Annotated in this window: 18 protein-coding genes, 1 other RNA gene and 1 pseudogene; 9 read left to right on the top strand and 11 right to left on the bottom strand. The window is 43.2% G+C overall.

From position 1 onward, the window contains the following. Nucleotides 1-27 precede the first annotated feature (27 nt). The 3 genes from rsmI to J8L86_RS16180 all read left to right on the top strand — a co-directional run bounded on the left by rsmI (nucleotide 28) and on the right by J8L86_RS16180 (nucleotide 2002). Nucleotides 28-870, top strand: coding sequence for a 16S rRNA (cytidine(1402)-2'-O)-methyltransferase (gene rsmI / locus J8L86_RS16190; RefSeq protein ID WP_211031029.1), 843 nt, complete (start codon nucleotides 28-30; stop codon nucleotides 868-870). A 108-nt stretch (nucleotides 871-978) separates the two neighbouring features. Then, an RNA gene (gene rnpB / locus J8L86_RS16185) (RNase P RNA component class A) lies at nucleotides 979-1322 on the top strand. Between the two features lie 497 nt (nucleotides 1323-1819). After that, a complete protein-coding gene (locus J8L86_RS16180; protein WP_211031028.1) occupies nucleotides 1820-2002 on the top strand; it encodes a hypothetical protein in 183 nt (60 codons plus the stop codon). A gap of 103 nt (nucleotides 2003-2105) precedes the next feature. On the opposite strand, the gene J8L86_RS16175 is transcribed toward J8L86_RS16180, so the two are convergent. From J8L86_RS16175 to J8L86_RS16160, 4 genes are all read right to left on the bottom strand, one after another. After that, a complete protein-coding gene (locus J8L86_RS16175) occupies nucleotides 2106-2417 on the bottom strand; it encodes an antibiotic biosynthesis monooxygenase family protein (RefSeq protein ID WP_065110411.1) in 312 nt (103 codons plus the stop codon). 95 nt (nucleotides 2418-2512) lie between these two features. Then, complete coding sequence (locus tag J8L86_RS16170; protein WP_211031027.1) at nucleotides 2513-3604, bottom strand: GTP-binding protein; 1092 nt, start codon at nucleotides 3602-3604, stop codon at nucleotides 2513-2515. Between the two features lie 2 nt (nucleotides 3605-3606). After that, complete coding sequence (locus J8L86_RS16165) at nucleotides 3607-5277, bottom strand: amidohydrolase (protein ID WP_211031026.1); 1671 nt, start codon at nucleotides 5275-5277, stop codon at nucleotides 3607-3609. A 122-nt stretch (nucleotides 5278-5399) separates the two neighbouring features. Then, nucleotides 5400-6044 carry a trimeric intracellular cation channel family protein gene (locus J8L86_RS16160; protein WP_065110408.1) on the bottom strand — a complete coding sequence of 215 codons (645 nt, stop codon included), beginning with the start codon at nucleotides 6042-6044 and terminating at the stop codon, nucleotides 5400-5402. Between the two features lie 412 nt (nucleotides 6045-6456). Between J8L86_RS16160 and J8L86_RS16155 the strand changes: the two genes are divergently transcribed. Beyond that, complete coding sequence (locus J8L86_RS16155; RefSeq protein ID WP_065110407.1) at nucleotides 6457-7569, top strand: linear amide C-N hydrolase; 1113 nt, start codon at nucleotides 6457-6459, stop codon at nucleotides 7567-7569. 95 nt (nucleotides 7570-7664) lie between these two features. Here J8L86_RS16155 and J8L86_RS16150 read toward each other — a convergent pair whose 3' ends face one another. Further along, nucleotides 7665-8552, bottom strand: coding sequence for a LysR family transcriptional regulator (locus tag J8L86_RS16150; RefSeq protein ID WP_065110406.1), 888 nt, complete (start codon nucleotides 8550-8552; stop codon nucleotides 7665-7667). Between the two features lie 166 nt (nucleotides 8553-8718). Here J8L86_RS16150 and J8L86_RS16145 point away from each other — a divergent pair. From J8L86_RS16145 to J8L86_RS16125, 5 genes and pseudogenes are all read left to right on the top strand, one after another. Next, a pseudogene (locus J8L86_RS16145) lies at nucleotides 8719-9081 on the top strand (PfkB family carbohydrate kinase); the annotation flags it as partial. 164 nt (nucleotides 9082-9245) lie between these two features. Next, complete coding sequence (locus tag J8L86_RS16140) at nucleotides 9246-10184, top strand: hypothetical protein (RefSeq protein WP_211031025.1); 939 nt, start codon at nucleotides 9246-9248, stop codon at nucleotides 10182-10184. Nucleotides 10185-10222: 38 nt separating this feature from the next. Next, nucleotides 10223-11308 (top strand): DUF2157 domain-containing protein, encoded by a 1086-nt coding sequence (locus J8L86_RS16135; RefSeq protein ID WP_211031024.1) that lies wholly within the window; start codon nucleotides 10223-10225, stop codon nucleotides 11306-11308. After that, nucleotides 11305-12435: a DUF4401 domain-containing protein gene (locus J8L86_RS16130; protein ID WP_065110402.1), complete on the top strand. Its 1131-nt coding sequence runs from the start codon at nucleotides 11305-11307 to the stop codon at nucleotides 12433-12435. The genes J8L86_RS16135 and J8L86_RS16130 overlap by 4 nt, the downstream gene beginning before the upstream one ends. After that, nucleotides 12428-13168, top strand: a complete 741-nt coding sequence (locus J8L86_RS16125) for a GDYXXLXY domain-containing protein (RefSeq protein WP_197495570.1) — start codon at nucleotides 12428-12430, stop codon at nucleotides 13166-13168. Before J8L86_RS16130 ends, J8L86_RS16125 begins: the two co-directional genes overlap by 8 nt. 32 nt (nucleotides 13169-13200) lie before the next feature. Here J8L86_RS16125 and J8L86_RS16120 read toward each other — a convergent pair whose 3' ends face one another. The 6 genes from J8L86_RS16120 to J8L86_RS16095 all read right to left on the bottom strand — a co-directional run bounded on the left by J8L86_RS16120 (nucleotide 13201) and on the right by J8L86_RS16095 (nucleotide 23047). Then, complete coding sequence (locus J8L86_RS16120) at nucleotides 13201-13902, bottom strand: DUF1826 domain-containing protein (protein ID WP_247663471.1); 702 nt, start codon at nucleotides 13900-13902, stop codon at nucleotides 13201-13203. Nucleotides 13903-14052: 150 nt separating this feature from the next. After that, nucleotides 14053-16191 carry a TonB-dependent siderophore receptor gene (locus tag J8L86_RS16115; RefSeq protein ID WP_211031023.1) on the bottom strand — a complete coding sequence of 713 codons (2139 nt, stop codon included), beginning with the start codon at nucleotides 16189-16191 and terminating at the stop codon, nucleotides 14053-14055. A gap of 78 nt (nucleotides 16192-16269) precedes the next feature. Beyond that, the gene (locus J8L86_RS16110; protein WP_211031022.1) at nucleotides 16270-17544 is read right to left on the bottom strand and encodes a DUF3526 domain-containing protein; all 1275 of its coding nucleotides are present in this window, start codon (nucleotides 17542-17544) and stop codon (nucleotides 16270-16272) included. Continuing rightward, on the bottom strand, nucleotides 17544-18965 hold the full coding sequence (locus J8L86_RS16105; protein ID WP_211031021.1) for a DUF3526 domain-containing protein: 1422 nt from the start codon (nucleotides 18963-18965) through the stop codon (nucleotides 17544-17546). Before J8L86_RS16105 ends, J8L86_RS16110 begins: the two co-directional genes overlap by 1 nt. Continuing rightward, nucleotides 18965-19675 carry an ABC transporter ATP-binding protein gene (locus J8L86_RS16100; RefSeq protein WP_231919228.1) on the bottom strand — a complete coding sequence of 237 codons (711 nt, stop codon included), beginning with the start codon at nucleotides 19673-19675 and terminating at the stop codon, nucleotides 18965-18967. Before J8L86_RS16100 ends, J8L86_RS16105 begins: the two co-directional genes overlap by 1 nt. A 336-nt stretch (nucleotides 19676-20011) precedes the next feature. Next, nucleotides 20012-23047, bottom strand: coding sequence for a DUF1566 domain-containing protein (locus tag J8L86_RS16095; RefSeq protein ID WP_211031020.1), 3036 nt, complete (start codon nucleotides 23045-23047; stop codon nucleotides 20012-20014). Between the last annotated feature and the right edge of the window lie 29 nt (nucleotides 23048-23076).

Below are 23076 nucleotides of genomic sequence, written 5' to 3'. Positions count from 1 at the left end.
CAGATGAGATTCAATACAGAGGTAGTTATGGACCTATCGGTCGCACTTTATATCGTTCCCACTCCTATTGGTAACTTAGGGGATATTAGCAACCGCGCGATTGAGGTATTAAATCATGTCTCATTAATCGCCTGTGAAGACACACGCCACAGCGGAAAACTATTAAGTCACTTTGGCATAGAAACCCGTAAAACGGCCTTGCATGACCATAACGAACGTGACCGAGCTCAGTGGATTATTCAAAAATTAGGTAACGGCGAGGCCGTTGCATTAATTTCTGACGCTGGCACACCGCTCATATCCGATCCTGGTTACCACTTAGTTAAACAAGTGCGAGAGGCAGGTTTTAATGTGATCCCACTTCCAGGTCCTTGTGCTGCGATTACTGCATTAAGTGCATCAGGACTTCCGTCAGATCGATTTTCATTTGAAGGTTTCCTGCCATCAAAAGAAAAAGGGCGATTAGATAAACTTGCAGCGCTCAAAGAAGATCCGCGTACATTAATTTTTTACGAATCACCACATCGTATTGTGCACAGCTTGGAATCAATTGTGGCAGCATTAGGCGGCGAGCGTGAAATTGTGATGGCACGTGAAGTCACTAAAACATTCGAAACATTTTTATCAGGCCCTGCAGCCGATGTGTTGCAGAACGTCAAAGATGATCCTAATCAGCAGCGCGGTGAAATTGTATTAATGTGTCATGGTCATCGCACAGAAGCCGAGTCAGAGTTTTCAACCACTGTCATAAATACCCTTAAAATCCTTTGCCAAGAATTGCCCTTAAAAAAAGCGGCGGCATTAACAGGGCAAATTTATGACATTAAGAAAAATGCTCTTTATAAGCATGGTTTAGATATCGGTTTATAACGAAAGCAGCTTTATAAAACTTGCTTAAAAATGGCTGCGGTTAACCAAATGCGTTAACGCAGCCATTTTTAGTTGGTGTGTTGTTTATGCTTAGGCTATAATCCGCGCCGAGTTGGCCAGACAGTTGCTGCGTTCGCAAGAACGGGGAGGAAAGTCCGGGCTTCACAGAGCAGGATACCAGGTAACGCCTGGGCGGTGTAAACCGACGACAAGTGCAGCAGAGAGAAGACCGCCAACTTAGGTTGGTAAGGGTGAAAGGGTGCGGTAAGAGCGCACCGGGCCACTGGTAACAGTTGGTTGCAAGGTAAACTCTATCCGAAGCAAGACCAAATAGGGTCCCGTATGGCGCTGCTCGCGTTGGGACCGGGTAGGTCGCTTGAGCCTGCGAGCGATTGCAGGCCTAGATGAATAACTGTCCACGACAGGACCCGGCTTATCGGCTAGCTCATTAATTTTAGTAACCGCTTGATTTTTCAAGCGGTTTACTGAAATTAATTCAAATCATCAAGTAAAAATTCAAAATGTGATACACGGTTTGATACACCACTTCTAAATTTCTCATCATTTTATTCATCTCTAAAAAATCATAAGGTTCTGATTTTAGGTGTATTTTTGTCCTGTTATACTCATCTCACACTCAATATTTGAAACTGAAAATGTGATACACGGTTTGATACACCGTTGTAAAATCAATTGAAAAATGAAAGCAATAGCTGGCACTAAGCACCTTTATATCCGTAAACGGTGGTTTTATTTTCGAATGAAACTACCGAAATGGTTAGGCGTCAGGGAAGTTCGGCTTTCATTAAACACTCAAGACCTCTCTTATGCACTCCTAAAACTTCAATGTTTTACTCTACAAATTAATCTGTTAAAGCAACTTGTTGTTAGTTTGAAATCGTTAGACACTAGTGTTGTAACGTCTTCACTACTGATGATAAAGGACACTATGCTAAAACAACTGGCAATGAGTGATATAGATGGATTGGTAGCAGAACTTGAGCAAGGTTATTCTCATCATGCTCATGCGGTTAAAGTATTAGGCCAAAATAGCATCCTCGATAAGAACCATAAATTCATTACAGCGTTAACTTTTATTGCAATTGGATTTTTTACGTTTATTTCCGATTGATAAGTATCTTTGAGCTAACATTTTAATGAGAATGGATGAGCTAGTGTAAGACCAGCCATCCATTCTTATCAATTCGACCGTGTTCAATTTTGAAAAATAGAATCTATTTCGTGACAATATGGATGCTAGTAAACATAGTCGTTTTCGCATCAACGGAGACCTTATGAATAAGATCTTCGGTTTGTTTTGCACGCACTGGGCTATCTAACCATTGCTGATAGGCTTGCTCATTTTCCCAAGTACACATGACCAGTACTTTTGCTGGATCGTCTTTGGAGAGCATCGTTTCGCCATGTAAAAATCCGGGGATGGTTTCCGCAGCTTCTTCTACACAACGTCTTTCGATATGTAAATCAGCGAATCTTTTGCCGTCACCATCATGAGCCGTAAACTCAAGCATTGTAAAAAAAGACATATGTCATTACCTTAATATTGAAAGCTCAGATTGAGCCGTTTTGTGGCTTACGAGTGCAATATACCGTACTGTTGAGCCACGTAATCATTTTGCAGCTACACAAGACAATTGATGAGTGCTGTCTCAAGTTGTTCTTTGTTTAGCGTGCCTTTAGGACCAATAAAGACTAAGCTGCTATGTCTCTTTTCGTCCTTCCATGGCTCAGAAGTTCGATAAGTGTCTCGCTGTCCAACGCGTTGATAGATAGTTTTACTGCTAGGCTCACTGTCAAGATTAAGTACGCATTTCACTCGAAGTAACGACTCGGACAACTCGGCGAGTAGCGTTCGAATCTTGCTTTCTGAAATAGGTTGCTCGAACGTAAAACTGACACTGGCAAAATCATGCTTATGATCCGTACTTTCTGGCGATTCATAATCATCTGGCAGCGTGGTTTCGATACCCAAAATGATTTCCGGTGGCACGTTACCATCTAAGGCTTCAACCACCTTTTTTGTTGGGTAGTTATCTTTAAGCCATTGGCGCGCAATGGCACACTGGTGCTCATCGACTAAATCAACTTTGGTTAACACAATGAGATCTGCAGCTGAGATCTGGTTGTGAAACAATCGGCCAGTGAGTTTGTCTTGAGCCAGCGTAAATAATGTTTCCACGTCCACTACAGCAAGGCCGCCATCCAAGCGAATAGCTGGAATTGCATTAGCGACCTGCACAATACCGTGTGGATCTGCGACGCCACTGGCTTCTAGCACAATCGCTTCTGGTAATTCATCCCGTTCTGACAGTTTAATGAGGCTGTCGGTCAAATCTGCTGAAACTGAGCAGCACGCGCAACCATTCGACAAATTGATCATGTCATCAGTCTGTGATGCAATGAGTTCTGCATCAATATTCACTTTGCCGAAATCATTCACTAAAACCACCAAACGTTTCCCGTGAGGTGCAGTCAGCAACTTATTGAGAAGCGTCGTCTTACCTGATCCTAAAAAGCCGCCAATGATGGTTAAAGGTAGTGTGTTTTCGCTCGCTGTTGATATTTGCTTGCGTACTTTATAAGCGGTCATCAACATGCCCATCATGCCTTGATGTGCTTCGTTAAAGCGTTCTTCAACTGCTTGGCTATCCTTAGCATTAACAACATTTGCCATATTAAAGGCAGGGGTGTAAATGTTATTGGAATTAGCCATGATTATACTTCCTTAGCCTTGAATGGCGTACCGCCCATAACGGTGCCCCAAACGTTAATGTTTTCAATATGTTTAGGGTCAACCTCATATGGGTCTTCGTCTAATACAGTGAAGTCGGCAAACTTACCCTGTTCAAGGCTACCGATTTTATCTTCCATACCAAGTACATAAGCAGCATCGATGGTTACAGCACGTAATGCGCGATCAACACCAATCGCCTCATGAGGCGCAATAACGGTTTCACCATCTTCTGCAATACGCGTTACGGCACCAGAAACTGCGGAGAGTGGCTGCATCGGTACCACAACTTGTGGGTAATCTGAATGCATAGCAAACACTACACCTTCACGCTCAAGTGAGCCTAAACGAGCAACAGTTTCAGCGCGATCTGGGCCGTAAGCGTGTGTTCTGTGTAGAAGACTGCGATGATGGATAAAGTAGCTATTAACGCTAGCCACACCACCTAGTGCTTTAAGTCGACGGGCCTGCATTGGTGTCGTCATTGAATAATGCTCAATAGAGAATCGGTGATCGAATCGAGGCTGTGCTTTTTGCAACGCATCAAGCGTGTTCAAGGTTATGTCAGTCGCAAGATCACCATTGGCATGACAATGAAGCTGCATGCCAGCTTGCCAGTACGGAAGCATTAAATTAACGAGGTCATTGTCACCTTGCTCACCTTGTGAGCCATCTAGGTAGCCTGGGAATCCGACCAAAGAACCTTGGAGTGGATAAGAACCATCAGAGAAGAATTTGACACCACGTATAAAGAACTTATCGCTTTCTAGACTTTGAAGTCGTTTGATTTCTTCGATTGCACCTTCAACACCATGCAACTTTGTCATTGAGGCACCATGCGGGGTGAGCCTCATGCGTACAGGAAAATTCATATCATTAGTCGCTGCTACATGGTCGTGCAACTCTTGCTTCTCATCTAATGTACCATATAGCAAATCAGCAATGGTCGTAATGCCAGCACGGTTGGCGATCGAAGACATGAAGTTCAAACCATCGATACCTCCCCCCGCTAAAACCTGATCTAATACAGGCGCCATGGCCATTTGTACGCCATCAGCTTCGTTTAAGATGCCTTTGAGTCGACCATCTGCGTATTTCTGAATATGAGGATTGTCAGAATCCGTCGGGACATTAGACAGCTTTAAACCCGCTGAATTCGTATATATATAGTGAGGTGCCCATGCTAGAAGATAGATAGGACGAGTTGTACTGATTTGATCGAGTATGTCTCTGTCTAAAGTGCCACCTTGTTTAGCTTCATCATAACCCCAAGCAACAATAGGTTTGGTTGGGTCAGTTTCTTCTTTATCCAATTTTCTTAGAGTTGCCAAGATACCTTCAACATCATTAATCGGTTCTTGAATACCAAAGCGACCAGGCCACTTGATAGGGCCAATAAAATGCAAAGCCATAAAGCCGGCAGACATCCAGCAGTGTGAATGCGCTTCGATAAAACCAGGCATGATGATGCGGTCTTTAAAGGTATCATCAATGGTGACATCGTAACGAGAGAGCCAAGGTTGCATTGATTCGATGGTGCCAGTAGAGAGTACGCGTCCATCGAGTACAGCGATTGCTTCAACTGTCGGTCGACCTGGGTCCATCGTGTGTATTTTTTTTGCGGTATATACGGTTACTGTATTGTTAGTAGACATTTATCTATCTCCGAGTGTGGATATTTAAGTTGAGTATGTTGTAAATCTTTTGATTTAATTGCCTGCCGTTCAATTAAATTCAGTTTTGATATATATAGTTGTGATTGAAGAATGAAATCACCTCACGGATACTTCCTTGATAATATCGCCCATTCAGGCACCGTGATTTGTTTACTAATTGAAAGGTGTCTTAGGTAAACAGAAAAAATAATGGATACTACTGTGCCTGTTGTTGTCCACTCAGGTGCAAAGGCTAAAAACAGCGTATATATCATGCAACCAAGTGTGATGGGGATAGCGTAAAGCTCTTTACTGAGTAGTAATGACGGTTTTTCCAGTAAAACATCTCTCACAATGCCACCACCTACCGCTGTAATCACCCCCAAAAGTATAGGGGCGACAGGTAGTCCAAAGTCTAAATTCCATGCTTTGTGTGTCCCCTGTATGGCAAAGAGAGAGGCGGCAATAGCATCAATGTAAAGGTAGAATGTGTTTATTCGCTTCATTTGCATAATGGGAAAGAAAAAGAAGCCGAAAATACTCGCAACGATACCTATGATGGCGTAGTAAACATCGATTGACCAAAAAACAGGGACATTAAGCGTCCAGTCTCTCATTGTTCCCCCACCAATTGCCGTCATTAATCCGAGAGCGATGACGGTAAATATATCGACTTTTTTATCTAAAGCCGCTAAGACAGCTGAAAGGGCGAAAGCAGCAGTACCAATAATAGTAATGAATTGAAGTAATAGTTCAGTAGTGGACATATTATGCTCATCATGTTGTGCGAATCGATTGATAAATTAAACTGGAACGCTATTACAGGATTTATCCATTTAATGCTGAATAGTACGAATAATGTTCTATTGAATTTTATGCATAATACAAGGTTATCTGAGGCACAATAAATCTTCATGGTATGGATCTGGCCTACCTTATCGGGTGCTTATTGTGCTCACGGGCTAGATTGTTTAGTTTTTCTTTTGCTGGAGAAAGAGGGGGTTCTTAATCAAGGTAGGGGTTGATCTAACCATGGGTAGTTTGAGAAAAGCTCACATCAGGCAATAATCAAAATCGTAGCGTTACATGGAAAAGTAACGAGTGGTGCGTCAGTTTTAATCGCTAGCACCTTCACGCCATTAAACATAGGGATTCTACAACTCGCTTGAGGAAATAACGATGAAATTGAAACCACTATTTTGTTCAATTGCCCTTTCCACTATGATGTTTGCCACCGTAGCCCCTGCAGATGCTTGTACTGGTATTCGCCTCGTTGCTGATAATGGTGCGCCTGTCTTTGGTAGAACCATGGAATTTGGTAATGATGTGATTGAATTTAACTGGAAAACCTACCCACAAGGCTATCAGTTTAAAGGCCACACCTCTGAAGGGGCGAATGGCAAAGAATGGGCAGCTAAGTACGGATTTGTTGCGGCAATCCCATTTGAAGCGGAAGCAGTCACAGAAGGAGTCAATGAAGAAGGCCTTCAAGTTGGCTTATTCTTCTTCCAGCCATATAGCCAAGCTGAGTATCAACAGTATGATCCGAGCCTAGCACATGAATCCATTGGTGGTTGGCAGTTTGCAACGTATGTGTTGTCACAAGCAGCAAACGTAGAGGAAGCAAAGGCACTACTTAAGAGTGTGAAAGTTGTAGACTCTAACCTCTATCCAAGTGCCGAGGGCTGGGATTTTTCACCGCAAGCTCATATGGCTATCAATGATGCAGAGGGGAATGCCGCAGTGGTTCAATACGTGAATGGTGAGCTGCATATCTTCGATAATCCGCTTGGGACAATCACCAATGCTCCTCGTTTTGAGTGGCATCAAGAGAACCTAAAGCGCTATACCTCACTTCCAATCGATAAAGCTGCGCCACTTGGTGACGATGTACGCGATGTTGAGGCTGGTGGACTGGATATTGGAAACCTAGAAAACATTCCTGGAGAAATCACGTCTGCGAATCGTTTCGTTCGCGCTTCTATCTACAGTCAGACCGCTGATCGCTTTGCTGATGCTGACGAAGGTGTGCATTCGGTGTTTAATATCTTGAATAACTTTGATATGCCAAAGGGCGTGAAACAGTATCGCCATTCTGATGGAAAAGACTATTCACAGTTTGCACAATGGACAACCGTGAGCGATCTTCAAAACAAGAGGTTGTACATTCGTTCTTTCTACAGCCCGAGCGTGAAGATGGTCGATCTGAATGAGATTGATTTCACGGATGGTAAAGTCCATACCTTCGATATTCCGACCTCGTTCGAGTATGACAAGATTGAACTCGACTAATTATTGATAAATAAAAGAATAGCCTCACTATCGTTCTCTTTTCAATAACCACTATCAGAGACGCAGTGAGGCTTTCGTATTGTCAGGCTCACAATCTACTTAAAATATGGCGTTATAGACTCAATCAATGTGGTTTTGATTTGAGCAATTTGTATGGAATGCGGGCACCAAAGTGCCATGGGAATTAGCATCTCATTAAGCGCGCCAGAGAGTTCGATTTTCTGGATACTTTTTTGGTAACAAGAATGCTGCAGCGCCTCTTTGGGCAATATCGCCCAGCCGTGACCTTCACTCACCAGTTTGAGCAATAACGACATTTCACCAATCTGATCATGTTGCGACGATACTATCATTCGCGTTGCGAGGTCATCTTCAATAAATGCTTGCATGATCATTTGTTTAGACGACTGCATCGCAGGGTAGCGTGCGCTGTTTGGCAGGCTGTGTATTTCATGGTGATTGCCTGCGACAGGTATAAGTGAAATATGCCCTAAAAACGTCGAATCAATACTATGAATCATCTGAGCTTGATGAACATTCATCAAAGCAAAATGGATTTGTCCGCTTTGAATTCCCTGCTTGACTTCACTTTTGCTCCGCACCACAAAGTTGATACGCATGTTGGGAAAAGCGTCCGTGATGGTTTGATAGATGGTATTGAGAATACTTTGGGGAACAAAGCTACCATAGGCAATAGTCAGGGTTTCAAGTCCGGTACTTGCGAGGCTTATTGCCAGTTTATCGAGGGTTCTTGCCTGTTCCAATGCCTGCTTAGCATGATGATAAAGCAGTTTTCCTTCTTCGGTGATCTGTACAGAACGTGCTGAGCGGTCAAACAGGGTCACCCCCCAATGGATCTCCAAGTTCGTTATTACTTGGCCAACCGTCGTTCGATGTTTGTTGAGTTTGATTGCCGCTTTCTTGAACGACTTTAACTCATAAGCGGTGATAAATGTTTGCAGCTGTTCAAGGCTATATTGCATTTAGTGCGGCTCCTATAGACGCAGATTTAGAATAAAAGTCGCCATTATTCTTCACTCTATACTTTGGGGTCCTTTTCATCAATAGGAGGGACTAGATAAGGCCTTGGTAACGTCAAAACAATGGGTGTCTCTTTTGTTTAAAAGGGGGCTATTATTTTGATAATCAATAAACCCTACTAATGAAACTGAAGCACAAGCGCTTACGGGTACTGATACACACTCTGCCGCTCTTGCGGCGAACAAGTTGCATCAGTATGGCATTGACACGGTCATTATCACTCTAGGGAGTCAGGGCGCTTATGTCAGTGTGCAAACTGATTCTGAGCGATACAATCAACTAATAGCTGCTTTTCCTGTCACTGCAATTGATACCGTCGCTGCAGGTGACACGTTTAATGGCACATTAATGGTGGCATTAGATGAAGGGCTTAGCATGATTGAAGCGGTGAGCTTTGCCAACCAAGCATCGGCGATTACGGTGACTAGGCAAGGGGCGCAGCGAGGTATTCCTTATCGAGCTGAGCTGTAACTAATTGATAAACTTAAATCGCTAAACTAATGTGCATATAAAGAATAAATGCTATTGTATTCAATCACATTTAAGGATTTGAATGTGATTGAATACAAAATGGTGTTGTAACAACATTTCAGCTTAATTGGGTTGATTAAGTTGTGTGTCAAGGATGAAAGTATATGAGTGGGTATGGAAACTGTTGGAGTAACTCAAGTGATGTCATTATTAATGAGATCAAGGCTAAAGTCTTGGCTCGAGACTTTGAGCTCTATGGTATTAAAAGGCGAAATATTCCACCTCTTGGAATTGATTACCTTGAAGTATTAGATGGTGTTACTAAGCTCGATAGACTAGAAATTGAGCGTATTGCCAAAGAAGTGATCGCGACACATAAAAGAGGACCTACCCCTCCGCTCTCACTACAACAACAGCTTCAAGCAAGACAGAAAGATATTTGGCAACATCAAGAGCACCGATCATTTTCTGTTTTCTTAAAAGATTTCACTAAAGGCTTTTCTATTTACAAATTGCTTATTGTCTCTAGCTTACTGATACTTTTTGCTGTAACAGTGCAAGTTATGACCAATGGTTTGAGGTCAAAGCTTGTGAATAAAGAGCTGGAGGTCGAGATTCAACAAAGAATGAGCGAGCAGGAAAAGCATAAAGCTAACATTCTTGAAAACATGCAAAAGCAAATTGCAGCCCAAACCAAAACAATCAAGCTGAATTCTGAACAAGCGGAACTGAAGTCATTATTTCAAAGCCTAAACCGTCAAGTGTTAAGCGCTAGAAGAGATGTTGATAGATTTTATTATCAACATCAGCGTTTTCCAGAAAGTAATAAAGAAGCCAGTGCAATGTTAAATAGATTAAAGTCTGAAATTGGTGTCAGAGATGCGTTTATTTCTAGCCAGAAAGGCATTGTATTAGTGCTAGATTCGCAATTTGAATCAGGCACTGTTATTCATCACAAACCAAGTCAGTTTGGACAAGGTATACAATGGCGATGCGAGACAAATGCTGTAAAGGCTTTTCTTGAAAACCCAACGCAACATATTTGTAATCATAACCCTAGCATCAGAAGAATGACCCTCATTCCTGAAGTGTGGTCTGATTAATCAAATTTACCGCTATTGAAAATAAGAATGGATTCTATATGACCTCAAATCGTTCTCAAATGATTGAGTTGATCGAGCAGGATAAAATCGCTGAACATCACATCAATCAAGCGTTAAAGCTAAGTGGTGTCTCGCCAAGCACTCAAGGTTGGTTTCAATTTCTTAATCAATTACTCGCTTGGTTTGGTGGGTTAGCATTGATGTTTTCAGTGCTATTTTTTATTGCCTACAACTGGCAAGAGATGGGCAAGTTTGCCAAGTTTATGCTTGTTGAAGTGCTAATTGTTTTATCTGTTATTGGTTATTACTGGTTAGATAAAAAAGCGCGAAAAACTCAGCAAACTGAAGGCTCCGCTTTATCAGAACCCTCCAAGACACCTTCTTCAATCGTAAGCCAATTTAAAGTCAGCGATACTGTTGCCAAAATCCCTTTGTTAATGGCGTCGATTTTCTTCGGGGTATTATTGGCGTTATTTGGGCAGACATATCAAACAGGTGCCGATCCGTGGCAGTTATTTTTTAATTGGGCATTGCTGATTATTCCTTGGGTCATCATAGGTCGCTTAAGTGCATTGTGGATGGTATGGGTAGGCTTACTCAATTTAGCAGTACTACTATATTTTCTTGAGTTTGGCGGGGTAGGACTTTTTGGGCATCAAGACTTAAATGCGCTCTGGAGCGTCTTTAGTATCAATGCCATAGCACTATTGTGTTGGGAGTTTATGAGCCGCCGATATACTTGGTTAGCTGTTCGCTGGGCACCAAGAGTATTAGCGTCAGTCAGTGGTTACAGTATTACTTGGCTGACATTGTTGGTTATCGTAGATGCCAATTATATAGGTGTAAGTCGCTATGACTTGAGTGGTGAAAACCTCGTTCCTGTTCTTGTGTGGCCAATATGGGTTGGCTTAATGTACATCGCCTATCGACGCTTTCGGCAGGATTTATTTATGCTAGCTGGCACCTTGTTATCGGCCAACATCATTATTATCAGCTTTTTAACGACGCACCTACTAAATGATGTTCATGAGTTGGGCTTTTTGTTGATGTCGTTTACCACGATTGGAATGGCGGCGGGGTCGGCAATGTGGCTGCGAAATATCAATAAGGAGTGGCAATCATGAAGCAGTCACTCTCTAATACCAATAAGCCAATCCATGGGCTTTGGCAATTACTCATACAGCATCAATTGGTTATGGGAGAAGCGCCAGAAAAAACTGAAATTACATCACCTTGGTTTGTGAAGTTATTACTCGCAATAGCGGGCTGGTTTGCAGCATCATTCTTTTTAGGGTTTGTCGCATTGGGGTTAGAGTTTATCTTCGATGAAGATTCAGGCCCTTACATCATGGGAGCTGTGTTGGTGCTGGTGGCCTATGTATTACTTTTAAAAATTCGAAATGAGTTTTTAGAGCATCTTGCATTAGCGTTGAGTTTTTGCGGGCAAATATTATTGGTATATGGCTTTATTCAACATACTAACGATGACGTTAGTGGGTTAATGGCCACAGTGTTACAGCTTAGTTTATTGTTAATAATGCCGAATGATATTCATCGTTTTTGCTCAGCATTTATTGCAGGGTGCTGTTTGATGGTGACGTTAGCCTTGTTTCATCTGCCGTTTATTGGTGGCAGTGTGGTGCTGATGGTTGCGTGCTGGTTATTATTAAATGAGTTCAATCTATCAAAAAAACCAATGTTTGCCGGGTTATCACGTCATAAACGTCCCATTGCATATGGCTTGTTATTATCACAAGTTTTACAGTCTAGCTTAATGGCATTTCAATACCATTGGTATAAGGATATCGGCGCCTCGGTCAGTCAAGGGTTTTACACCGCTCCTTGGATGGGGAATGTACTATTGGCATTCGTGTCACTGTATGTGGCGCAAACGATACTGAGTCGTCATCCTGAATTATCCCAAAAACTGCGTTACTGGACATTCGCCGTTATCGTTATTATTTCGGTGCTATCGTTTGAAGCACCAGGAATTAACGTCGGTATCTTGTTGCTCATTTTAGGTTTTTCAGCCAGTAATTACTTATTAATGGGAGTAGGGATTACCGCTCTACTGAGCTTTATATCTGCTTACTATTACTTTTTACACTACACCCTTTTTGAAAAGTCGATAACCCTCGCCGTGATGGGATTAGTCCTGCTAGGTATGCGCTGGTTTTTACTTAAATCCAGTTGGCTTAACGGTGCAGAGGCGAGTATCAATAATGTTGCCAAGGAGTCGGCGAGTGAATAAGTTAATCCAATTGTTGAGTCATCATCAGACACGCTTACACAAAACCCTGTTATTTGGCACCTTAGTCATCATATTAGGGTTAGTGAATTGGCAAATTTATCAAAAAGAGCAACATCTTGCTCATGGCACCAAAGTTTATCTTGAGTTAGCTCCTGTTGATCCTCGCTCACTTATGCAGGGGGACTACATGGCGCTGCGGTTTAAAATCGCAGATGATATTCGTGCAGCATTAAAGCATGCTCAAGCGCAATCAATTGAAGCTGCGAAATCCAATCAAGGCGTTTCAGATACACAAAGTCACTCAGTCGCTAGCAGTGAAGAGCAAAACATTGAGATAACAAGTGAACAGTGGCAATCACTCCCCAATAGTGATGGTTATGTCATTGTCAAAATCGATGAAAATCATATCGCCCATTTTCAGGCTATTGCAGATGCTCCAGATGACGGCAAGAGTAATGCAAAAAACAGCGGTATAAACAGTGCTGAAGATAGCGAGCAAACTCTGAGTTCAAATCCGTTACGGATACAGTATCGAGTGAGGCAAGGGCAAATCAAATTTGCTACCAACGCTTTCTTCTTTCAAGAAGGTCACGCCAGTGTATATGAAGCCGCTGATTACGGTGAGTTTCGAGTTAACAGTAATGGCGAGCCGCTATTAACGGCCATGTATGATGCCGACTTGAAGAAGCTTGAGTATCGAGAGGAAGGCGGCGAGCAAGAAAGTAACAACTGATAATAGATTGAACTTTGTTGATTCAGCTATATTTAGTTGATGAAGTCCAATGTTAACAAAAGCCTTTTTTCACCTTTAGTTGGGCTAGGAGAGCGATGCACTAATCCGCCGCCTTCATTATCAAACCAACCCTCGCCTTTTAATAACGCAACATCACCGATAGACAGTTGGTTGATATCTTCGATGGATTGCAAAAGACCTGACTCTTCGTCAGCAAGTCCTTGGCTACCGATACCGAGCTTTGAACGGTCTATGACATTATTTTCAAGCCATTGTGTGGTGTTACCCGTAAAGGTGCAAACTAGTCGGCAAGGGACTCTATCTACATGAAATTTAGGACACATAGCGCGATCAAGTGCCGTTAATCTTAGGCCAACTCTTTTAAGCTCGAAAAGGGTACAAAACATATCCACCAATAAGCTGATTTGATGGCAAATTACATGATTATTTTCAAAAAGGCTTAACTGCTCAGTTAAGTGTTGATATGACTCTTGTGGGGTTACAGTCATCACCGCTTTTAGGTGAGGTATTTCTGTCACTAACCTCTGTGCACAGCTGACAACATCATGACTAAGCTCTTGCTGCCAAATGGCAATATTCACTTCTTCACGGTAAATGTCAGTTAATACATTCGGGTTGTCTGAGGAGACCGCCAACCGGCTTTTGTGCATTTCAGGTTGGTGATGAATGGATGTTACAGGTTTATTGGTTGTCTCAGTTGCTGTTGTCATCATTATTTACCTCAAATGCTATGTGTTAATCACCCAAATAAATGGGCTTTGCTGACAATGTAAATGCCATTAAGCCTTTAAAAGCCGGAATAAGAGCGCAATGTAATTAGGCTACTCACACCGGCTTACGGCCATCATTTATACAAGATGACGTTAGAATAAGTACTTCATGCTTGCTTTAAATGATCTAGGTTCGCCAGGCATAGTCCATGCTTCAGAATATGAGTTGGCGTAATACTCTTCATCAAGTAGATTATCGATGTTGAGGTTAAGCTCTAAATTTTCAGTCAATGTGACGTTGGCATATAGGTTCACCAAGGTGTAATTAGGCAGGTCGTAATCTTGCTCTAAAAAGTCACCTAATTGAGTGCCAACATATTGAACGACAAATCCGCCACTGCCTTCAAACCCACCAAATTCAACAAACTGACGTAGCATAAGGCTGCCACTGTGTTCAGGGACATTGCCTAAACGAGCACCTTCTTCAATGACATACCAATCCCATAGGGTTATTTCTTTGGCATTTTGCGCATCGATATAGGCGTACGACATCGACACTAACGTGCTATCGGTCATCTCATAAGAAAGATCAAGCTCAAAGCCTTCACTTTCCGCTTTACCAATGGCTTCAGTGGTGCCATCACCATTAGGACTACTGGCTAGAATGTTGGCTTTCTCGGTTGAGAATAAGGCCGCAGTACCGCTGAAACCGAGTTCTGCATAGTCCCATTTCATGCCGATTTCGTAAGACTTACTTTCTTCAGGTTCGTGGCCATTACCATCGGCATCGGTGCCTGAGTTTGGACGTGCGCCTTCTGAGTAGCTGGTGTAAAGACGTGCTTCATCAGATAGCTCGTAAACTAAGCCCACACGAGGATTAAAGTAAGACTTTGAGGTGCTGGTTTTACGGTTATTGTCTAATCGATAAGTGATGTCTTGGCTGAAGTTGTCGTAGCGCATACCAAACATGACTTTCCAGTCTTTAGACAAATCAATTTGGTCTTGGAAGTAAATCCCTTGACCACTTTGTTCTTCTAAATCAGACGTGTTGTCTATCATGTCTGGCAAGGCGTCGCGATACACAGGGTTATCGTAGTCGATGGCGTAATACTCAGGGGCGCTTTCAGGGCTACCAGCTGGCGCCGTGTTATGGCGATAGCGTAAAATAAGACGCTCTAGCTCATATTCGTAAGCATCAGCACCAATTAACAAGTTATGCTGTAAGCCGAATAAATCAGCTGAACCACTGAACTCGAAACGAGCCGATAAATCTTCGGCATCAAAATCACGATAGCGGCGCTGACGGACAATGTAGTTGCCATCGGCATCGTACCAACGTGGTTCTGTTGCGCTGCCTTCAAATGATGATGTGCGGTAGCTGAGACCCGCATTAATGGCCCAATCACCCGCTAAATCATGTTGTAGTTGCAGCTGGTGTCCCATAGCATTAATTTCTACAGGCCCGTCTGCTGGTTCACCGTAAAAATTTGATGCTGAGAAATCTTTACCTTCAACAACCACAACACCTCGATCCATTGGGGTTTGTTGATCTAAGTATTCAAGCTCGTAGCTGAGAATCGTATCATCACTTAATTGGTATAAAAATGAGGGTGTTAAAACCGTTTTGTTACTTTCAACGGTGTCACGATAGCTTTCAGCATCTTCATAAGCACCGTTAACTCTAAATGCTAAGTCGTCAGTTAATCCTGTCGTGAAGTCAGCTTCAGCACGATAAGTGTTAAAGCTACCTGCAGTCAGTTTGATATAACCTTGTTGGTCAAACTGAGGTTTTTTCGTGATGATATTGACGGTACCGCCAGGCTCACCACGACCATACAATGCAGAGCTTGGTCCTTTAAGCACTTCCATCACTTCCACGTTAGACATATCGCGATTGCCGCTAAAGCCGCGACCAGCACTAAAGCCGTTAATCAGATAGGCCGAAGGCAGGTTTTCATCTCCAGCAAAACCACGAATGGCGAACATGTCCCACAGTCCGCCAAAGTCGTTTTGTCTGGTTACGCCACTCACTAATGCCAATGAATCTTGAAGACCTGTAATGCCAGTTAATTCCAATGTTTCAAAGGATATAGTGGAGATAGATTGAGGGAGATCTTTTTCTTGAACGTTACCGCGGTACGCATTACGAAGACCTGTCACTTCAATGACTTCAACATCCTCTTTAACGGTCGCCGTTGTATCAGCTGCGTGAGCAAGCATTGGCGTTGATAAAGCGATACTGATACACAGACTCAAAGGTGTGATCTGCTGTTTGAAGGTGTGGCGTTTCATGTTAACTATTTTCCTTGTTATTCACTTGAGTTAGCAACTCGATCTAGCCACTAAAATGAGTGGCTAGATTTAGTGGCTTTATATATTTTCAGGGGGGGTAAATTTCGGTAAGCCTGACATCGTGTCTAGGCTAAACTCATCGTCGCTAAACAACAGTGGGTAATAAAAGTGACGTAACCTTTGATGGTATTGGCGTACACTTTGCTCGTACCTCATTGACGCTTGTGTGTCTGTGCCTGCGATTGATGACATTAATCTTTGTGCCAGCATCGGCGGTGACAGAAGCGCAAAACGACCCGCGAGTGCATCTTTTTCTAATGTGGCATTAAGGTAAGCGTTAGATAACTCACTGGCTTTCTCATCACCCACTTGTTGGAATGCGTAGTACCATTTCCACTCAAATAATGAATCCATTTGAGTGCTATCTTTCCATTTAGGATGATTCACTAAAAAGGCATCCCAAGTATCGGACATCGGTAGATCCCAAGCATCATTGACAGCTTCGCGCTGGGTTAATACGATTTCGCCACCATTAGGACTATGCACCATCTCATCAATGGCCATATCACTGACAACAGGCACTAACACGGTAACGGTTAGCCAAGCTGCAAGTAACACTGAAGCGGTTTGGGCAGAGCTTTGTTTTGAGGCTGTTTTACTGGCAGTAAAGGCTAGGGTTAATAACATCCAAAATACCAGATGGGCGAGTACGACCAGTATCATGAGCAGTGCGGATGTCAGTGGCGCCTTAAAGAACAATACACCGACAATAAAGGGTAACAAGACGGCGATAGCCAACGCACTACACAGAACAAAGGCACGTGATAACCACAGATTTTGCTGTTTTCTTGCTGTCGTGATCAGTAAGTCGTAACGACCTGCTTCACGTTCAGATGAGCGCAGATCGTGCAGTAATAAAATCACAAATAGCGGTAACAACACACTCACCAGAAAAGCAAAATCAAACTTGCCTAAAAAAGACAGCTCTGGATTGTCTACATCGGTTTCATAGATTTGTCCTTCCAAAGCCAACATACGTACGCGATGCTTCCACGGGTAAATATCTCGCTGCCCTAATGCAGCAAAGGCAATCTCTGAAGGGGCTGAGTAGGTCAGTTGAAAGGTGTAATAGGCTGCACTGCCGTAATCAGACTGTTTTGACAGGACATCTTCACGGTCTATTTGATCTTTTTGCTGCAGTCGCTCAATCGTAGTTAATTGTGATTGTGTTTCACTGATCCCTGACCATACGGAAAAAACAGCTAGCAAAAACACAATGCTCAAAAATGCAATAACATAACGCTGTTTTGCAACAAAGTGCGCTTCTCTTTTTAGGTTTGAAAATACATTCATTAACGTATCCTCCTTACTGCGATTCTCAAGCAAAGCCCTACACCTATCGCCCAAAACAATAATTGCAGAACATAAGCTGTACTGCGTTCTAGTCTGGTTGTCGCTGCGTCAGGTTCGAATGAAAATGAAGATAAAACTTGCCAGTTATCAGCATCGACTCGAGCGATGTCATCATCGGTATAACGATTCATATCGTCTTCATAACTCAACGCATCTTGATGAACTTGGTTAAGTGACTGAACAAAGTCGAAACGTAATTTTTCGGCTTCACGAAGAAAACGATGATGAGTTTCTAGGCTGGTGCCCGATATCATCATAGAAAAAGAACGGATTGCTGTGGTGGGCGTTAACCAACCAAATTGTCTTGCGATTTGGGCTTGTGAAAGCTCTTCATCCATGCGTTTTTCTGCAAACTCATTCAACAAGTCAGTGAGTTTTTTCTCTGAGTATTGCGATACCGCACCGCGAAAATTAATCGGTAGATCTTCGATGTTATCGACGTCATATTTTTCCAGTAAGTTCTTCTTTAGCTGCTCAAATGCAGGATCTGCAGCATCATGGCCGTTACCGAGTTTTCTTAATTCTTCTAAAACAGCAAAGTCTGCTTCCAATTTCCCTGGTGAAGGGGCTATGGCCGCAGCGCTTGAGCTGCCAATGCGAGGAATTAAAATACACAGCACTATCCACAGACAGGCTAACGTGGCGAAGCTGGCACTGTTTTTAGAACTTAGCGCCGAAACGGCTAAAACAATGCCACTCCAAACTAAGATATAAAGCACGTAACCGGCAACGAAAGCACTGGTGATCATGATTGACTCACCGTTCACTGTCGCCCAAATAGCGGCAATAATCAGCGGCAGTAACATCAATAGTCCACTGCTGACTAAGGCAATATATTTACCTATGAGCAAGTGCCATAAGTTGATGCCTTGGGTAATCATGATATCGAGAGTACCGGCTTCTTTTTCGCGGGTGATGCTGGCATAACCAATCATGATGATGAACAGTGGCACCAGCACTTGCAGCAAAAAGCTTGGGGTTAAGCTGCTAAAGCGGGTCATGCCCGATGCCTGACGTTGATCAGAAAACATGGCGCTGTTTTGACGATGTCCCTCAAGGAAAATAGATGTCCCAGTAAATGCATCAACACCTGGCTCAATGATGCTCAGTGTAGAAGGGGTACGAAATACATAATGACCGTAATGCACCATACGGTGCGGGTGTCTATCAGGTTGTTCTAAAAATCGAGATTCAGAGGTGTGTTGTAAATGCTCACGCTCGTGCGTGGCGTGTTGCATTTCATTGGTGTTAACTATTGCAGATACAATAGTCAGTAAGGTACCGATGATGATAATGGTTGCTGCAAGCTTAGTTCTGTGCCAAAAACGCCATTCATCACGTGTAATTTGATTAATGGCCATTATCTTCTGTATCTCGCTGAAAAGGCTGAATGAACTTCTTCTGTATCGATGTGGGCGTTGTCACCACGCTCAAACATGCCAACAATTTTTCCGTTATCTAATAAGCCAATGCGGTGGGCAATTTGGCAAGCACCATAAACATCATGAGTCACCATAAATACGGTAGCGCCTTCATTGGCGAGAGTGGCAATCAGTTGGTTGAACTCGTCGATGGCATTGGGATCTAAACCTGAGGTAGGTTCATCAAGGAATAATACTGGCGCCTCGCGCAATAGCGCCAAGGCAATGGCTGTCTTTTGACGCATGCCCTTTGAATAATGCGCCATATTTCGATGCCACGCATTCTTTTGCAGTGCCACTCGTGTGAGAGCTTGTTCGATTTCTGATTCGGCGCGAGATATATCAGCTAGAGACAGAAAATACTTAATATTTTCAAAACCGGTTAGGTGACCGTATAACATAACTGATTCAGGTAGATAGGCGACTTTACTGCGAATGCTATCTATGTCTTTTTCAACAGACATTCCCATTACCGTTGCAGATCCGCTGGCTGGGGAAATTGTTCCCAAAAAGGTTTTAAGAGCAGTGGATTTACCAGCACCATTGCCGCCAAGCAGGGCAAATACTTCGCCTTCACCTATTTTAAAGTTCACATCGTCAAGGACATTTTGCTCTGAAAAACGCACACTCAGGGAGGAGGCTACAACCATTTCTTTTTGCATTAACTGTCTCTACATTTTTGTGTTTAAATTCACCTAAATTATTCACTTTAGGTTCTTGGAGTCCAAAATATAACAGTTATGTTACAACATATCATTTATGTTGTAAATTTACTGTTTATTGAACATTATTGAATCATCTTGAGCGCATAAGCAGGTTTTATAGGGACCGATACAACGAGGTTTGTGGTTGATAACGACTTATTTGTGCCAAGCAATACGCTAATCTATTTTTGTTTTTCGGTTAACAGGGTCTTTAAGTAAAAAAACCTTCAGACTTTTAATGTCTGAAGGTTTGATGTGTTGATTCATTGCACTTTATGCGGGTTAATGCAGAGTAGCGTTTTTATCTTCCCCTATTAATATCAAACTAGGGTTGTCAGCATAATCAGGGTGTTGCTGCCAATTACTGCTATCGATAATCCATGGTTGTAAACAGGCTCTATCGGTCACACAGGGATCGGTTAGTGCCTCCATAAATTCAACGACTTTATCGGATTGCTCAATATTGATATCGATTTCTGGTGCTGGCGAATGAGATGTTGATTCATCAAAGCTTTGACGGAACAAGAAGCGTGTATTTTCAAATGCGTATGGGTTCATATTGTAGTAAACCTGCTCACAGCTTTCACCATACTTGTTCATTAAATCGACTACAGAGGTTAGCTGGCAATAATCGGCATTATTGAGCTCATTAAATTGTGAGTCGGCATTGAGTATTGAGCTAATGCCTAACAGGTCATTCATGGCGCCACCAGGGTTACCATAAACATCCATTACCTGCGATAGCGTAGATAAAGCACCGTTATGCATATACGGCCCAGTGACCGCAATGTTCAGTAATGGCGAGGTGCGAAAATGATAAGCATCGCCTATATCGCCTGTAATATTTTGGCGTCCAAAATCGCTGTCGATGACAAACTGATTGCTGTCACCATTACCCGGGCCGACTTGGCCTAGACCGATGGCGTGGAATTTACCGTCAGTAAACGCATCTCCAGTATGACATTGGCTACAAGCGGCGCCACCTTCGTCACCTGCTGTCATGAACAATACCGCACCGACTTTTTGATTAAAGCTGAGACTATCGATGTTGTTATTGGCTTCACCACGCAGCGCTGCGACATACTCTTTCCATGGGTTGTTCGCAAAGACCATTGACTCTTCAAAGGCGGCCAGAGCTTCAGCAATACGATCAAATGTCACCGTGTTATTGCCATAGGCGGCTAGGAATAGTGCTTCCCATTCTGCATGACCTTCAAAGCGAGCTGCTAACATTGAGCGATATGCTTGATGACTGTCACCTAAGGGCTCGTCGCCACGCATTTCGTTATGAGTAATAGTGGGGAAACGAGATTGTGCATTGGCCAATGATGCACCTAACGGGATGTTACTATCTGCGCTGCTGAAGTTAGCGGAGTCAGGGGTGATGATGCCAGCATCAGTACCACGGGCATTCGGTGTACCGCTGATGCTTTCGATACGGCCATCCCAAAACAGCCCTCGATCTAACAGACCTAGATTAAACACGGTTGGCGCATTGCGACCTATCACAGGGTAACCCGCAAGTTCATCACTATCACTGCCGTTAAAGTATCGACCTGAACCGAGTAAGTTAGGCGCAAAGTCATGAAATACATCAACGGCATCATATCCCACAGGCCATGATAAATTGTCACCACCACCGAGCGCTGGATGATGACAAGAGGCGCAGGCGGTATCGTATTCACCGCTTAATCGTTTTGAATAAAACAGCGCTTTACCTAACTGGGCTTTAGCATCATTAATATCAGGTAAATTTCGACCTGTTGTAGGATCACCCGTTAATCCTTGCTCATTAATAAGCACTTGAGCATGCACATCTACTGGCGCAACATCACCTTCGACAGTACCTAAACCGTCATCAAAGGTTATCGCCTCGCCATCTTGAATATCAATAGCTGCCAGTTGCGAGTCTGACGTACCAGCCCGCACTACTCTGACTAACATGTTATCACTTCGCCCTTTAAACCAATTTAACCCTGTTTTGAAATTGATAAACCATGAGTCTTGTGAGAACTCGATCATCGGCGACGAGCTCCAGGTGTAATCATTGGTGGTTGAAGGGAAAATGGTGAGGTTAATGGCAGGGGAGACAGTGCTAAAATCTATCAGTGAAAATAGCTCTTTATTATTAGGTAAACGCCAATCGCTGTAGCCTGCCAGTTGAGTATTTTGTGCATATTCAAGTGCTAGGCCCCAGTCCATCGCTTCTGCTGAGCCATTATCGCAGTTAAGCCCATTAAGGCCAGCAACACATTGTGCCCACATTAGGCCAGTGGCTAAATCGGTAACGGTACCGTCATCATGTACGGTGTAACGTTCATCTGGGGTTTGCTGCGCACTATTGGTGGTGGAGATAGGGTCAATCACTCGCACTAAGCGCAATGCTGCTGGCTGGTAACGCTGAATATTTTTGTTATTACCGAATACGAATTGAAACGCCCATGCATAAAACGCTTGATGTTCGCCGTAATAAGGCACCGAGCTCCAGTAAAACTCGCTAACCGTATTGGGAAAATATTGTCCGTCAATTTTAGACGCAAGATTGCCATTGCTATTGGTAAAGGTGGAACCGAAATGGGCAATTGACATTAACTGATGATTACTCGGTACTCGCCAGTCACTGTAGCCACAAAGGTTAGCTTCATTGGTGCCAATGATTAAGCTGTTCCAATCATCATAGTAATCCCCATTGCGTTCGGGGTGCTCTCTTTCGAGCGCAGTTAATCCTCCCCAGCGGTAGGTTTTGTTGGCATCGTGAATGCCGCCATCCTGAGTTTTGACCTCCCACATTAAGCCTGTGCGATTATCCCTAACACATGCCCAAGGCGCGGTTTGATAGTCACCACTGCCGTTATATTCAGTGCCATCTGCATTGATACGGGTAAAATCAAAACCGCTTTGACTCGTACTAGCACTTCTGCCTTGATTACAATCTTGAGCGAGCGTTGTGTTATCACTTGCTGTGAGTGTCGTACTGCAGTCAATACCATTTCGGTTGTAGTCTGCGCCAAAGGTAATGCCGGTATCGTTAAGGGCTGCCGTACCGAGATTGAAACTCACTGGTGGTGTTTCACCGTCTTCGCCGCTACCGTCATCATCTTCACCGGTGCCTGAGTCGCCGTCGTCTCCATCATCACCATTATCATCACTATCATCATCGCCGCCAGAATCTCCGCCAGAATCGATGGGGGTTTCGCCAATGTCTGTTTCGTCTTGATGGCTATCCGTGCTATCGCCGCCGCAACCCAATAACATGAGACTGAGTAACATTGAGCAAAGTATACGCAGCGTGTGGTTTGTTTTTAGTTTAATTTTCACTGTGCTTCCCTTATGAGTTGTTCATACAG

This window comes from Shewanella sp. MMG014 (assembly GCF_018100775.1).
GTDB lineage: Bacteria > Pseudomonadota > Gammaproteobacteria > Enterobacterales > Shewanellaceae > Shewanella > Shewanella japonica.
This window is presented reverse-complemented; position numbering and strand designations above follow the sequence as displayed.

What these genes read in the sequence shown, in the direction of transcription:
- rsmI (WP_211031029.1), top strand. Translation starts at nt 28, where the DNA reads ATGGACCTATCGGTCGCACTTTATATCGTTCCCACTCCTATTGGTAAC.
- J8L86_RS16180 (WP_211031028.1), top strand. Translation starts at nt 1,820, where the DNA reads ATGCTAAAACAACTGGCAATGAGTGATATAGATGGATTGGTAGCAGAA.
- J8L86_RS16175 (WP_065110411.1), bottom strand. Translation starts at nt 2,417, where the DNA reads ATGTCTTTTTTTACAATGCTTGAGTTTACGGCTCATGATGGTGACGGC.
- J8L86_RS16170 (WP_211031027.1), bottom strand. Translation starts at nt 3,604, where the DNA reads ATGGCTAATTCCAATAACATTTACACCCCTGCCTTTAATATGGCAAAT.
- J8L86_RS16165 (WP_211031026.1), bottom strand. Translation starts at nt 5,277, where the DNA reads ATGTCTACTAACAATACAGTAACCGTATATACCGCAAAAAAAATACAC.
- J8L86_RS16160 (WP_065110408.1), bottom strand. Translation starts at nt 6,044, where the DNA reads ATGTCCACTACTGAACTATTACTTCAATTCATTACTATTATTGGTACT.
- J8L86_RS16155 (WP_065110407.1), top strand. Translation starts at nt 6,457, where the DNA reads ATGAAATTGAAACCACTATTTTGTTCAATTGCCCTTTCCACTATGATG.
- J8L86_RS16150 (WP_065110406.1), bottom strand. Translation starts at nt 8,552, where the DNA reads ATGCAATATAGCCTTGAACAGCTGCAAACATTTATCACCGCTTATGAG.
- J8L86_RS16140 (WP_211031025.1), top strand. Translation starts at nt 9,246, where the DNA reads ATGAGTGGGTATGGAAACTGTTGGAGTAACTCAAGTGATGTCATTATT.
- J8L86_RS16135 (WP_211031024.1), top strand. Translation starts at nt 10,223, where the DNA reads ATGACCTCAAATCGTTCTCAAATGATTGAGTTGATCGAGCAGGATAAA.
- J8L86_RS16130 (WP_065110402.1), top strand. Translation starts at nt 11,305, where the DNA reads ATGAAGCAGTCACTCTCTAATACCAATAAGCCAATCCATGGGCTTTGG.
- J8L86_RS16120 (WP_247663471.1), bottom strand. Translation starts at nt 13,902, where the DNA reads ATGATGACAACAGCAACTGAGACAACCAATAAACCTGTAACATCCATT.
- J8L86_RS16115 (WP_211031023.1), bottom strand. Translation starts at nt 16,191, where the DNA reads ATGAAACGCCACACCTTCAAACAGCAGATCACACCTTTGAGTCTGTGT.
- J8L86_RS16110 (WP_211031022.1), bottom strand. Translation starts at nt 17,544, where the DNA reads ATGAATGTATTTTCAAACCTAAAAAGAGAAGCGCACTTTGTTGCAAAA.
- J8L86_RS16105 (WP_211031021.1), bottom strand. Translation starts at nt 18,965, where the DNA reads ATGGCCATTAATCAAATTACACGTGATGAATGGCGTTTTTGGCACAGA.
- J8L86_RS16100 (WP_231919228.1), bottom strand. Translation starts at nt 19,675, where the DNA reads ATGGTTGTAGCCTCCTCCCTGAGTGTGCGTTTTTCAGAGCAAAATGTC.